Genomic DNA, 13629 nt, shown 5'->3' with positions numbered 1-13629 from the left:
AGGCTATTTACCTATTTGATGTTTATCTCAATACTTTTTTCAAACACCGGTGTATTCGCACAACAAAATACCATAAAGTGTGCTATGGATGGACCCGGTGCATTACCTTGTGATGATGATTTTTCAGCAGCTTATGACCAGGCTACTTTGGATGCTTTTGAACCGGTAGTCCTCAATGTATATTTCTGGGAATTGTTGCAAGATGACGGCACTGTCGCTTCAGGAGACTCTTATCCAAACTGGGATTTTGAAAAGGAAACCTTGGATATGATCGCTGAGTATAACAAGGTTTTCAATCCCTATAAGATATTTTTTAAATATAGAGGCTATAACTCAATTGAAAATAATAGTATTTATAACTATGATAGTTCGAATTCAGGGTTTTGGGATTTATTAGATGATATTGAAGATTCCCAAGATAACGTTGGTTTCACTACTATTAATGAAAACGCAATAAATGTATATGTAACTGCTAAATATGAGAATAGTGCAGCAAGGAGTATTTTTTCAAAACAATTTAGAGTAACCAGAGGGGTTTTTTATGATGAGAACCATACTACCAATCCTCATGAAATGGGTCATGCACTTGGGTTAGCACATACATGGAGGAGCTATTATGGTGAAATATATCAAGGTTTTGCAGACTGTGAAAAAGTTTCTCGTACACCGGGAGTGGGTGGTTTTAATGCTGATACCCATGGTGACCGGGTTGTTGATACCAATGCCATTCCCAATTTTAGAGATGAACATAGAACGGAATTAATCAATATTTATATGGATCAAGGTATGTCATATCCCGATGCATTTGCTGCGGCTGCTGACTACACTGAAAATTATTACTTAGATGGATGTGTATATGAAAATCAAAATGGAGCTGATTGCGCTAATACTCCTTGGATATTTGATGAAGATGATATTGCTAATATTATGGGCTATGCGCCTACCACCTGCACTTCGCTCTTTACAACCGGTCAAATGATACGAATTCATGAAGGTTTTGTTGTGGATTGTCAAGGTGTGTATGAAGATGTAAAAACAGACTATGCGTCTCTTTATAAGCCTTATAAAGGGGAGTATTTTTTTGACGGATTCCCCGGCAATAACCACATTCCCTATTTTCAATCCGGTTTCACTTATTTTTTTGTCCATTGTGAAGGAGATTTTGACGTACCGGCTACTTATAATGAGACATTTACTTATAATATAAATGGATTGGTAAAATATGTTTCAATAAACGAAACAGACTATAGTACTATTTTTCACCCAAACCATTCTGCTATAAGATTAGTTGAATTGAACACTGCTTTGGGCGTGAATCAAGTCAAAGCTTGTTACGACAACTGGAATAGTCCGGCGAAAGATGGTTTATTAACCAAGTTTAATGACAATGTTTTTAATGCCAACGTCACCATCACAGAGCAAGACTCCACAGCCATCAACAATCCTCAACTCATCAACAATCTTGACCCGGGTTTGTATGCCATAGAAAAACACTATGAGGATGGAGCAGTTGAACAAACAATCATTTTAAAGGAAAATGAATAAACTTAGAGGATATATTAGCAACTATAAAACCCATTTACTATGGATGATGAGTTTGTTTCTATGGTTACCTGTTTCAGGGCAACTGTATGGACCGCGGCAACTAATTGACACCGATGTTATCTACAGGGATATCGAAGTTGTTGATTTGAATGAGGATGAACATCCTGATGTGTTGATGGGTGGCATTGATATCGTCTCCTGGTATCAAAACACAGACGGTCAAGGTAGCTTTAGTGAGGCCATCCCCATTGAATTGGATCAATCACAGGCTTATAGCGTTAATGCTGCTGATATGAACCAAAATGGGTTTACGGATATAATTGTTTCCTATTTTGACCTGGATTATGTAGCCTGGTACCCCAACGACGGCTCGGGGAACTTTGGAGAAAAAGTAATTATTGCCAATGGTTTGGATAGTTGTTTTAATGTGTTACCGGTAGATTTAGACCAAGATGGCGATATGGATATCGTGATAGGGATTGTAAATGGCACAGGGTTTTATTGGGCAGAAAATGTGGATGGACAGGGCGTGACCTGGCAGTTGCACATGGTGGACGCCACCCCCTCACAAGCCCGCACCCAGCGGGTGGGGGATGTCGATGGAGATGGTGACCTGGATATTGTATCTAATATGGTCAGTACAAATTGGATGGCATGGTATGAAAATTTAGACGGGATCGGGCAACAATGGGAGCAGCATATAATCGAGTTTAATGGACTCTATGAAAGATCATTTGAGTTGGTTGATATGGATGGGGATGGTCATTTGGATCTTGTTTCTTCTAAAACGTTTGAAAGCACTTCAAACCCATCAAACATAGGCTGGCGTAAAAATGATGGTGAAGGTAACTTTGGCAACTTTGAAATCTTGTTTCAAACTGAGTTCGGATCAACAGATGTTACAGATGTAAAAGTTGGTGATATTGACAACGATGGGTTTCCTGACATAGTGGGCTTGTTAGCCAATGTGTTTCCTGAAAACAACCATATCATTTGGATTAAAAACATCGATAATGCCGGTACATTTGATGAAGCAGAAATTATAGATTCTAATTTTTTTAAACCCGGCAATTTAAACTTAGCTGATGTTGACAGTGATGGTGATTTAGATTTGTTTTTAACAACATCCCCTGGCAGGGAGTTAATGTGGTTTGAAAATTTAACTATTTTGAATACAGATGATTTTCAAGACAATGGGGCTGTGGTGTACCCCAATCCCGCAACAGCATTTATACACATTGCTTATGAGGGAGCTATTGAACGGGTACAATTTTATACCGTTGAAGGCATCAAGGCACTGGAAGTCACCGGCAACCCTAAAACCATTGATGTCTCCACTTTGACGACCGGTTTTTATTCGGTTGTCATCGAAACAGCCAAGGGCAGGAGTGTGTATAAAGTGGTGAAACAGTAAGGAACATAATTAAGTATTAGTTTAGATTAGTGTCGCTTTGATTTTTTCTATGATTTCATCTACCTGTGTGGTATTGGTATCANAGGTTTGGTAACATTGAACAAACCCATGGTTGTTGTGTTTGTAGCAGCAGCGAGATGCATCATACCACTGTCTGCACCAAAAAAGACCTTACAGTTTTCAAGGATCGCAGCTATCTCACGCAGGTCTTTACTATAGTAATGCACACTCTCAAAGTCTATTTGAGATACATTCTCAATGGGTAGCATTTCTAAGATGTTGTAGTTGACAAACTCCTTTTTTAGGGCGTTGTAAGTTTCAGACCACCATTCTTTTGAATGGCATTTCTTGCCGGTTGCAAAGGTATAAATGCAAATCGTTTCTTTTTCGTTATTAAACAAGCTTTTGAGTAGGGTGTTACCTTGTTTTATTTCGTCTTCTGTAAGTTTGATAGTCAGCTTGGGATATGCGTAGTTTTTTAAATCTAAAGTGGGTTCGATGTATTTTAACAGGCTATAAATTGGTTTTTTGCTAATATGGGTTGGTTTATCAGTTGTAAACTCCCCGGAATTATAAATCTTGTTTGTTGACCTTGACAGCTTGACAAATATTTTTGAGGAGTTTGAGCCTTCTTCTCCGGCAATTGCAAGGTCATACTTGTTTGACATCATTTGCATCACTTTTTTGAGATATTGACCGATGTTGTTGAATGGTTTTTTAGGGAGGTTGTATGTATTCCTGAGGGAATCGAATTCAGAAAATAAAATAAACGACAAGTTGCCGTTCACCATGATATCAATGGTTGCATTGGGGAACCTGTGTTCCAATTCCTGAAGCAGGGGAGTGAACAACAATTGATTTCCCAATCGGTGGTTGGGTCGGGTGATTAAAATATGTAAGGGTTTATTGGAATTAAGGTTGATGCCTTTTGGGTGTTTGGTGTTTTTAAAAAAGCTGGTAAGAAATTTTAAAAGGCTGTTTTTTATGGGGTTTAACTTCTTTATACTCATCTGTGCTTTGTTTTCGTTCTATTTGGGTTGTGGGCTATGTTTACGGGTTAATAATCTCTGTGGAGTTTATCACCGCGAGCCAAAGATAGCCAATTACAAAGAAAGTTATAATATGGATGAAAATCTATTCGTTCACCTATAAACCTGCGGATTTCTGATTTTAGGAATCCCAATAGAGATTTCAAGAATCAAAGGCTTGTAAAGCGGTTTGCAATATTCTGGACGTTGCTTTCTTATTTTAATATTTTTTCTGCTCTTTTATTGAGATCATCCAAGTCATGCGTTTCTTTTATGGATCGCTTTCCAACATTTAAAACCATAGTTGCATGTTTGATGACTGCCTTTTTGTGGCGTTCATTCTTTGTGAATTTATTGATGGTTATCAATGCTTCCATCAACCGGATCATCACAGCAGGACTGCTACCTGAGAACTGTCTGATTTGGTTGAATGCGACATCGAGAAGGCCTTCAAACTCAAACGTGTCAGTAACAATCCTGAGGTTTTCTTCTTTATCAAAAAGATATTTTGAGGGGAATTTAGCTTCTGCTAAATAAGACATAACGGCTGTGAGGTTGTCAATACAGGCAATGGCTGTATAGGGGTCATTTATTCCGGGAGAGAGCGCTCTTAAAGCGATTTCGACCATCTGGTGGATAGAGAATTCAAGGTCTTGTTGAGAGGTTTTGATTTTCCCGATTTCAAATTGGCTGATAATATTTTCCAACGCCTCTTTTTCCCAATGGCTATTTGAATACAGTAAACCTATTTCCATGCCTTCCACCAAATGCCCTCCGGGTCTTTGAAACAACACCAGTAGTGAATCATGCTCACTGATTGTTTCTATCAAAGACTCCTTGTCTATGTATTCCAGATATCCGCTTTTCGGTGATTGTATTGAAATTCGATTGTGATACTTTGAAAGAGAAGCAGCGAGATCAATGTTTTCTTCTCTTTCTTTTGTTTCCTCTGCTTTATCTGGAAACAGCACTTTTGTTTGTTTAGAAATAAACTCTGAAATATCAGAGATTATTTTATCTGCCTGCAGGCTTATGGCAATTTGGTGAATAAAAACAATGAGTAAAATAATATTTAAAATAGCCGCAAAAATGGCAACCAGGATAGATAAAGAAGGGATGAAGGTATAATCGTTAGCGTCTTGTATGGCATTTAAAACGAGCAGGCAATAGAGGTAGGTAGAAACATAGGCACCCAGCACTACTTGATTGAGCCGAACATACATAAAATTCTTAATGAGCCGCGGACCGAATTGTGAAGAGGCGAGCGTCAAGGCTACCAGCGTGATTGAAAAAACGGTTCCTGCCACACCCATCATGGCTCCGGAAATGGTTGCTAAGATACTTCGGGCAGAATCAGGACTGCTCACAAAAAAGAAACGGCTTAAGCTGTTTTGAGGAATAGTGATCTGGCCGTCTAAATAAACCAGTCCTAATGAGAGCAGGATTGAAAAAATAATTATAATGACCGGTACAAACCAAAAAGTGGCTTTTAATTCATTCCATCTAAACAATAGCTTTTCCATTTTTTAAGTTGTTAAGTGATTGTCAAAATTAAAACTTGCACTTTGTGTTTCGTTATCTTCTTAGCCATTTTATGAGCTCGCTACTAAATCTAAATCTGTAGTATCCCCAGTTCTGTTTAGGGTGTCAACTCCACGTCATCAAAAGTAGTTTCGGTATGCTCTGTGATCTTTTCAATGATTGCGATGTCTCCTGTGGTTTCTAAAACTATAATATCGATGCCATTTAATGATGAAAAACCTTTGATACGGGCGGCGCTATTCACTTCCTCAACGGTTATTCTTACCTTTTTCATAGCCGTATAGTTAAATTCACCTTTATAGAAAATCAGTGAGGGTTTGCTGGTGATTAAGGTTTTAACTGCCTTAACCCTAACAGATAACCAGGTGAATAAAAACTGAAACCCAATAAAAACGATGAAAGCAGTGATACCATCAGCAAGCGGAATGTCATGATTGAGTGCAACACTCGCGAGAATTGTTCCTAAAGAAATGGTAACAACCTGATCAAAAGCATTCATTTTTGCCAATGTCCTTTTACCGGAAACCCGCAACATAAAGATCAAAGTGAAATAGGCTAAGGGCGTTATGATAAGTATTCTGAGTATGCTGTCCCAATTTTCAAACCAAATAGTTTCCATTTTTATTATTTTTTAAAGTTGACATTAACCAATGTGGGGATTAAAAAGTGGGGAATTAAAATTGTTTTCCGGCAGAAGCAGGAACTAAGGGTTTAATTGATGCGTCGACTCCTGAAGAAAAAATACAATAGTAGTTTTCAATTATCCTGTTTTTTTAAGTGGGATTCATGAACCATTATTATTTTCCAGTTGTCTTCTATTTTTTTGTACAAAGTCGACCATACTCCTTGACCTCTTGAAGTGGTATCATTCATATGGGTAATTTTCTCTTGGAACTCTACTATGTGAAGGGCCATGTTTTCCGATAAAACGACTACCTCTTCATGGTCAACATCAAGAACCAGGTCTTTTCTTCGGGTGGGAATTCCATTCAGTACAGATAAGATATTTTCATACCCTTGTATTTTATTTCCATCTATTAAAAACAAGGCAGAATCTGATTGCCAAAAATCTCTTATAAGAGTTTCTGTATCACCTTCATTCAAAGCCAGAACTATTAATGCACCAAGTTGAAGTATTTCTTGTTTAACACTGTCTTCATTGTAAAAGTTTTCTTTTGTATCTGTACATGAAAAGTGGATTAAAAAAACTCCCAAAAGTAATGCTACTTGCTTCATGACATTTAAATTTAGTTAAAAACCATCAAATATGAGTTAACGATTCATATTCAATGAAGTATATATTCTGATGTTATCGACTTCTTTTTACTGATTAAAGTGCTGTTTAGTTAGATAAAACATTCATTAAATACGTAGTAAAAAATTTTGTCTTATCATGGATTGGTCTTCATATTGATAGGCCGTTACAACCGCTTTTTCAAGTACTTTTTTGAGTTTATTAAAACTATTGGGTTTGGTAATGTAAACATTGGCTCCATTTCGGAATGTTTCTTCAATATCTTTTTCATTATCTGAGGTTGAATAAATAGCGATGGAAATGTCTTTTAGTTTTTCATTTCTCTTGATTTCTTTGAGGCATTCCATTCCATCTTTGCGAGGCATGTTGAGGTCAAGGAAAATAAGATGAGGCAACCGGTTACTTTCCTTATTGAGCCACTCCATGAGTTGGGCTCCATCATTTACTGTGTTCACAATGGTGTTAATTTTTAATTCTGCAAAAGCATCCATAAAAAGAAGACGGTCGCTTTCATCATCATCGGCAAGAAGGATATGTAATGGTTTTTTTTCCAATTTGATTTATTTTTTTATGAAACGGAAATGCCTTTCTGGTCGGTAGGCAGGTAAATAGTGAAGGTGGCTCCTTTATTCAGTTTGCCGGTGGCGGTGACGACACCGTTGTGGTTTTCAACTATTTTTTTAACAATCGCGAGACCGAGGCCTGTTCCGTCAAATTCTTCTTTTCCGTGAAGCTTTTGTAACACTTCAAATATTTTGTTGCTGAATTTTTGTTCAAAACCAATGCCGTTGTCGCTGATTTTGATTTCACAGTATTCTTTTTGCGGGGGAAGTTCCTTGATCTTTAATTTTTCATATTCAACCTTCCGGCTTGATATTGTTATGTGAGGCGGTTTATTAGGTTTTGAATACTTAAGGGAGTTGCTGATCAAATTAAACATAAGCTGTTGAAACTGAAAACGAATAATATGCACATCACACATCTCTTTTATTTCTATGACAGCATTTTTTTCTTCAATCAACTCTTTAAGATCTTCTTTTACTGCGTCTATAATTTCATTAAGGTCAGTGTTTTCAAACTTTCGTTCACCTGCACTGATTCCTGAGAAGACAAGTAAATCCTGAATGAGTTGCCGCATTCTTTCTGTTTCCTTTAGCATAAGCTGGAAATATTTTTTCCCTTTTTCAGATAATTTATGCTCTTCTCTTTCTAAAATGATTCCCGTAAAGGTTTGTAATTTGCGCAACGGTGCCTGCAAATCGTGACTGGAAACATACGTAAAGGCTTCCAGTTCTTTGTTCAGGTTCAGCAATTCTTTGTTTCTGGAATCAAGCGATTCATTGGCTTCTTTTAATTCCTGTGTTCTATTTTTGACGGCTCTTTCTAATTTTATTTTTTCTGCTTTGCGATCGCGAATTTCTTTCTTGAGTAATTTTTTATCCCGTTCTTCTTTTTCAACGATCAGGCGTCTCACATCAGTAATGTCTGAAATAATTAGAAGAATTAATTCTTCACGGTGTGTTTTCTGGACAATACGGCTGGCGTTGAGTGACATTATTTTTTCACCTATGTCCAGGAAGGTGTGCTTCACTTCATAATCAAAGAATTGGGTGTTTTTTGGAACAATGTCTTCAAGTAATTTGCGCAAGGCGGGTATGTTCCATTGTTTGTTGCCCAATTCATATAAAAGCACTCCTTCGGTGTCTTTTTCGGCAACATCAAATGTATCATAGAAGGCCTTGTTTGCAGATTTCACACGAAGGTCTTTTCCCAACACCAGCAAGGGGTCGTGCATAGTAGAAACAATGGCATTGGAATATTCATACGACTCATTGAGCAGGTCAATGCGTGTTTGCAATTCCTGATTGCTGGTAATAAGTTCTTCGTTGGTAGATTCTATTTCTTCTTTTGAAGTTTCTAATTCTTCATTCACGGTTTGCAACTCTTCGTTGCTGGAGACTACTTCTTCATGCGCGCTTTGCAGTTCTTCGGTAAAGGCTTCTTGCTCCTGTGAGATCGAAAGCGCATCCGCATGGGATGCGGCCAATTCTTGTTCCAGTTTTTTTATTCTCCGGTCTTTTGCTTGCGAAGTATCCTTACCGCTTTTCGCCAGCTGTGAATAAATTTCTGCTTGTTCATGTTCAGTGAAAATAACCAGGAGCAGGGATTCATTCCATTCTATATCAAGCGGGACAACTTCTAAACTTATAATCTTTACAGCCGAATCTAATTTCAATTCAATTCCGGTTTTGCGAATGCGTTGATTTGATTTAATCACTTTTGTAATGACACCACGCAATTCAAAAGCAATTTCAGGACGGGCCATTTTTAGGATATTAAAAGTGGCTTTGCCTTTTGGGTGGGTAAGAAATACATCGGTGGTGCCTCGAAATTGAACGATTTCCATTTGGTGATTGATCACAACACTTGCAGGCATAAAATCAGAAACAAGCACGTCATCAATGGCATTGTCAAGCTCCTGTTGTGAAACAGAAATATTGATGTCTGTTTTATTTCGGTTTCTTGACGGTATATTTTTTTGAAATTTAGTTTCAGTTTGCTGTGTATAGCTTCGGGAAAGTTCCGGTAACCGGCGTGCTCCTGAGTTTGTTTTGCGCGAAAATATTTTATACTTGCTGTTGGAGATTGTAAAAAGATGGGTTGAATGACTGATGTTTTCTGATTTGCCAAGCATTAAATACCCATCACTGTTTAAAGCATAGTGAAACGTGCTGACCGCTTTTTTTTGTGCCGCGGTATCTAAATAAATAAAAAGGTTGCAACAGCTTATAAAATCAAGACGTGAAAAAGGCGGGTCAATCAAAATATTATGAGGAGCAAACACACACATATCGCGCACGGCTTTATTCACTCGATAACTACCTTCTGCTTTTGTAAAGAAACGTTGTATGCGCTTAGGACAAACAGCTTCTAATTCCTGCTTGGTGTAAATTCCAATGCGGGCTTTACCAATGGCGTGTTCACTGAGGTCGGTAGCAAAAATCTGAATGGCTGTGCTGGTGGCTTGTTTCTCATTAATTTCAAGCAACATCATGGCCATGGAATAGGCTTCTTCACCTGTTGCACAGGCCGGCACCCAGATGCGAAGTGTTTCTCCCTCTTTTTTTCGTTTCAATAATTTAGGGAAAAGATGTCTTAGTAAATAGGTGTGCGTGTCGCTGTCGCGAAAAAAACGGGTGACATTAATCAACAAATCCTGATATAGGATATGAGTTTCCTCATTTTTTTCAGTAAGCATTTTTGCATATTGTTTGAGGTTTGTTAATTTGTATAATAACATTCTGCGACTGATGCGCCTCTTGACGGTATTCATTTTATACTCACTAAAATCGACTCCAGTGGTTTTATACAATTTATTGAGAATGACTTTTAAATCAGGATCGCTATTATCAATCAAATCCTCGCTATCCGTTTTTTCTCCGCCATTGGCAGTTTTTACAAACGGGTGTTTGCTAAGCCTCGCCAATTCGAGGGCAATTTCTTTGGGTGATAAAATAAAGTCTACCATACCCGCTGCAATGGCAGAGTGGGGCATGCTTGTGAACCGTGCACTTTCATCTTGTGCAAAAGTTAAACCACCTTCATGTTTGATGTCTTTGATACCCACGGTACCATCACTGGCGCTGCCAGAAAGGATGATACCAATCACTCTTTCTTTTTGCGCCTGGGCAAGTGAGGAAAATAGAATATCAATAGAAATGGCTGTGGTACTTTCTGAACGGGGAATCAATTTTATGTGTCCGTCTGTGACTTCAATGCCTTTATTGTAGGGAATGACAAAAATATTGTTGGGCTTGATCTTGTCCATGTCGTCAATTTCCTGCACCTTCATTTCAGTCTTTTTCGACAAAATTTCAGTCAGCATACTTTTGTGATCGGGGCTGAGGTGCTGCACATAAATGAACGCCATACCCGTGTCTGGCGGAAGGTGTTTTAATAACTCCATCATAGCTTCCAGCCCACCGGCCGATGCACCAATGGCAACAACGGGAAAATTATTTTTGGATGCGGGAAGAGCCTTGGATTTGGCAGATTTTGATTTGCTCTTTTTCATTGTTAGTAGGGCAATTTGATAGTTATGTATGGTAAACAACAGCTCTCAGACCTATTTACTCTTTGTTTAATTTTCATTGCTGTCAGGAATTAGAATGGAATTGCCTGTTATCATAAAATTTTCTTTGAGCGGCATAGATTTTTTTTGCTTGGTTAAAAGACTCAGCGCTTCATAAATCACTTTTTTTAGTTGCAAAAAATTAGCAGGCTTGCAGATGTAATAGTGTGCCGCGTCACTGTAAACCCTCTTAACCGCTTCCAGTTCATTTGAAGTAGAAAAGATAATCACGGGGAGTTCCTCCAGCTTTTTAGTGCGTTTTATTTCTCCTAAAGTCGCAAAACCGTTTTTTCGCGGCATATTAATGTCTAAAAACAACACATCAGGCAGCTTGTTTCCTTTTTTGGTAAGCAATTTTGTTACCTGATCGCCATTATGTACAATGGTTAAAGTTGCAGTTACCGGGAGTTCTTCCAAAGCTTCCTGAAACAGGAGGCAATCAGTCAAGTCGTCATCGGCAAGCAGGATGTGGATGTTTTTTGAAATCATGTTATAAAGTTAAGCATATTCATATGCAATTGCTATTATTTAGGGGTTTATGTTAAATCGAAATAAATGTGTGGGGAGAAATCAAATAGTGGGATACACGTCTTAGCAAGTTTTTGGTATTGCTATTCAGATTCCAAAACTATTAGACAGGCTTGGCTGACTGACACGGTTTCAAAGAAAATAACAAAGCTGTTGTTTATTTTTTATTTTATTTGCCAAATCTTGCTTCGTAAAGATAGCAAATTACAAACAAAGTAAAGAAGTTTACAGCATATTTTAAATAGTGGGAGTGCAAGATCTGTTTGAGTAATGTGCTCCACTACATTTATAGAGCAAGGCTGTCTACTGGATTAGTCTACATAGGTTTCCTTGATCATTTCTTTAAACTTTTCAATTTCAGCATTGGTCAGTTTTTCAAAAACTTTGATAATAAGGGTTTTGTCAATGGTTCTAATTTTATCAATTGCAATCATTCCTTTCTTCCCATTGTGTTTAACTGAAACTCTTGTAGGGTATTTTCAGTATAGTCACTGGTAGTGGCGATTACCAATGGATACTTTTTAACTTTATAAAAATTGGATATAAGTTCTTGATATAAGTTGAATACCTATTCCGCAAACAGCAAAAAAACAATTTAAAATATTTCACTTAAAGGCATAAAGACATTCTTTAAATACTGCTAACTTTGCGGCTTTCATTTTTAGTATTTTGAGCCATGGCCTTGAGTGCTTATACCAAAGAATTCCGTTATAACTTCAAGTTGGCATACCCCGTGATGCTTGGGCAGCTGGGGCATGTGATGGTGGGCTTGGTTGACAACCTGATGGTGGGTCAACTGGGTGCCGCTGAGTTGGCAGCCATTTCGCTGGGCAACAGTTTGATTTTTATTGCACTTTCAATCGGTATAGGGTTTTCTTTTGCCATCACCCCGCTCATCGCGGAAGCCGATGGAGAAAACAACATTGAAAACGGGCGCAGTTTTTTCCACCACGGAATGATTTTGTGTGGCATCAACGGTTTGCTTTTGTTTGTGTTGCTGTTGTTTCTCAAACCCATACTTTACAGCTTAAATCAGCCTCCCGAAGTGGTTGATCTGGCGATTCCCTATTTGGAGATTGTGGCTTTTTCTATGATTCCATTGATGTTGTTCCAGGGGTTCAAACAGTTTGCTGATGGGCTTTCGCAAACCAAATATGCGATGATTGCTACCCTGTTTGCCAATGTAGTGAACGTGGTGTTCAATTACCTGTTGATTTATGGAGTGTGGATTTTCCCCCGGCTGGAGCTGGAAGGAGCAGCCATTGGTACCTTGATCTCACGGTTTTTTATGCTGGCGTTTATTTATTTAATTCTGAAAAACAAAAAGAAGTTCATTCCTTATTTTGTCTGGTCCAAACGGAAACAGTTAGACCGTTCCATTTTTAAACGCCTCTTCGGATTGGGTTTTCCTACGGCGATGCAGATGTTTTTTGAAGTCGCTTTGTTTACTGCCTCTATATTTCTCGCGGGATTGTTGGGTACTAATGCACAAGCAGCCAATCAAATAGCGCTCAACCTGGCTTCAATGACGTTTATGATAGCCGTTGGCTTTAGTGTAACAGCCACCATTAGGGTGGGCAACCAAAAAGGTAAACGAAATTTCACCGAACTGCGGCGCATTGCTTTTTCCATTTTCTTTATGGTCTTGGTGATACAGGCTGTATTTGCCTTGATGTTTATCATCACCAAAGGCATCTTACCCACCTTCTATATCGACAATGCCGAAGTAATTTCCATCGCATCGAGTTTGTTGGTCGTTGCGGCTATTTTCCAGCTTAGCGACGGACTTCAGGTGGTGTTTCTGGGTGCCCTGAGAGGTTTGCAGGATGTGAAAGTCCCTTCTTGGATTTGTTTTGTGGCCTATTGGCTGGTAGGCTTTCCGGTGTGTTTTTACTTAGGGCAAGAAGAAATCCTGGGAGCGATGGGTATCTGGCTGGGCTTGTTTGTCGCTCTCTCTGCCTCTGCATTACTGCTATATCTGCGGTTTAATAAGCTTACAAAGAGGTTGATTGAAAGTAATTTAGAATAGAGAAAATAGAGAAGAGAGAAGAGAGAAGAGAAAAGTGATTAGTGACTGGTGATTTGTGAGACTGTTCAAAAAAGTGTGTCAAATTAATAATTTATTAATTTAGACATATGAAAGATATAGAAAAACAGAATGATTTTGAAAAACTGGTTACAGAAC

At 38.3% G+C, this 13629-nt stretch carries 10 protein-coding genes and 1 pseudogene; 3 read left to right on the top strand and 8 right to left on the bottom strand.

What is annotated here, in order from left to right:
• The first annotated feature begins 18 nt into the window (after nt 1-18).
• Both IEV69_RS02220 and IEV69_RS02215 read left to right on the top strand, forming a co-directional pair.
• Nucleotides 19-1545, top strand: a complete 1527-nt coding sequence (locus IEV69_RS02220) for a zinc metalloprotease (protein ID WP_229741275.1) — start codon at nt 19-21, stop codon at nt 1543-1545.
• Nucleotides 1538-2959, top strand: a complete 1422-nt coding sequence (locus IEV69_RS02215; RefSeq protein WP_188439048.1) for a T9SS type A sorting domain-containing protein — start codon at nt 1538-1540, stop codon at nt 2957-2959. Before IEV69_RS02220 ends, IEV69_RS02215 begins: the two co-directional genes overlap by 8 nt.
• Before the next feature lie 59 nt (nt 2960-3018).
• On the opposite strand, the gene IEV69_RS14035 is transcribed toward IEV69_RS02215, so the two are convergent.
• The 8 genes and pseudogenes from IEV69_RS14035 to IEV69_RS13940 all read right to left on the bottom strand — a co-directional run.
• Nucleotides 3019-3228: a glycosyltransferase family 9 protein gene (locus IEV69_RS14035; RefSeq protein WP_444543915.1), complete on the bottom strand. Its 210-nt coding sequence runs from the start codon at nt 3226-3228 to the stop codon at nt 3019-3021.
• A 974-nt stretch (nt 3229-4202) separates the two neighbouring features.
• Entirely contained in the window at nt 4203-5510 is a 1308-nt protein-coding gene (locus IEV69_RS02205; RefSeq protein ID WP_188439044.1) for a DUF2254 domain-containing protein, read from the bottom strand.
• Between the two features lie 116 nt (nt 5511-5626).
• Nucleotides 5627-6148, bottom strand: coding sequence for a DUF421 domain-containing protein (locus IEV69_RS02200; RefSeq protein ID WP_188439042.1), 522 nt, complete (start codon nt 6146-6148; stop codon nt 5627-5629).
• A 137-nt stretch (nt 6149-6285) separates the two neighbouring features.
• On the bottom strand, nt 6286-6765 hold the full coding sequence (locus tag IEV69_RS02195) for a YybH family protein (RefSeq protein ID WP_188439040.1): 480 nt from the start codon (nt 6763-6765) through the stop codon (nt 6286-6288).
• Between the two features lie 126 nt (nt 6766-6891).
• A complete protein-coding gene (locus tag IEV69_RS02190) occupies nt 6892-7338 on the bottom strand; it encodes a response regulator (RefSeq protein WP_188439038.1) in 447 nt (148 codons plus the stop codon).
• 14 nt (nt 7339-7352) lie between these two features.
• Nucleotides 7353-10859: a chemotaxis protein CheB gene (locus IEV69_RS02185; protein ID WP_188439036.1), complete on the bottom strand. Its 3507-nt coding sequence runs from the start codon at nt 10857-10859 to the stop codon at nt 7353-7355.
• 66 nt (nt 10860-10925) lie between these two features.
• Nucleotides 10926-11405: a response regulator gene (locus IEV69_RS02180; protein WP_188439034.1), complete on the bottom strand. Its 480-nt coding sequence runs from the start codon at nt 11403-11405 to the stop codon at nt 10926-10928.
• Nucleotides 11406-11755: 350 nt separating this feature from the next.
• Nucleotides 11756-11911 (bottom strand): annotated as a pseudogene (locus IEV69_RS13940) (type II toxin-antitoxin system PemK/MazF family toxin); the annotation flags it as partial.
• A gap of 209 nt (nt 11912-12120) precedes the next feature.
• Here IEV69_RS13940 and IEV69_RS02170 point away from each other — a divergent pair.
• A complete protein-coding gene (locus tag IEV69_RS02170; RefSeq protein WP_188439032.1) occupies nt 12121-13473 on the top strand; it encodes an MATE family efflux transporter in 1353 nt (450 codons plus the stop codon).
• Nucleotides 13474-13629: the final 156 nt, after the last annotated feature.

Origin of the sequence: Planktosalinus lacus (assembly GCF_014640155.1) — a bacterium.
Taxonomy (GTDB): domain Bacteria; phylum Bacteroidota; class Bacteroidia; order Flavobacteriales; family Flavobacteriaceae; genus Planktosalinus; species Planktosalinus lacus.
The sequence above is the reverse complement of the archived record's forward strand: the minus strand, read 5'-3'. Positions and strand labels throughout refer to the sequence as shown.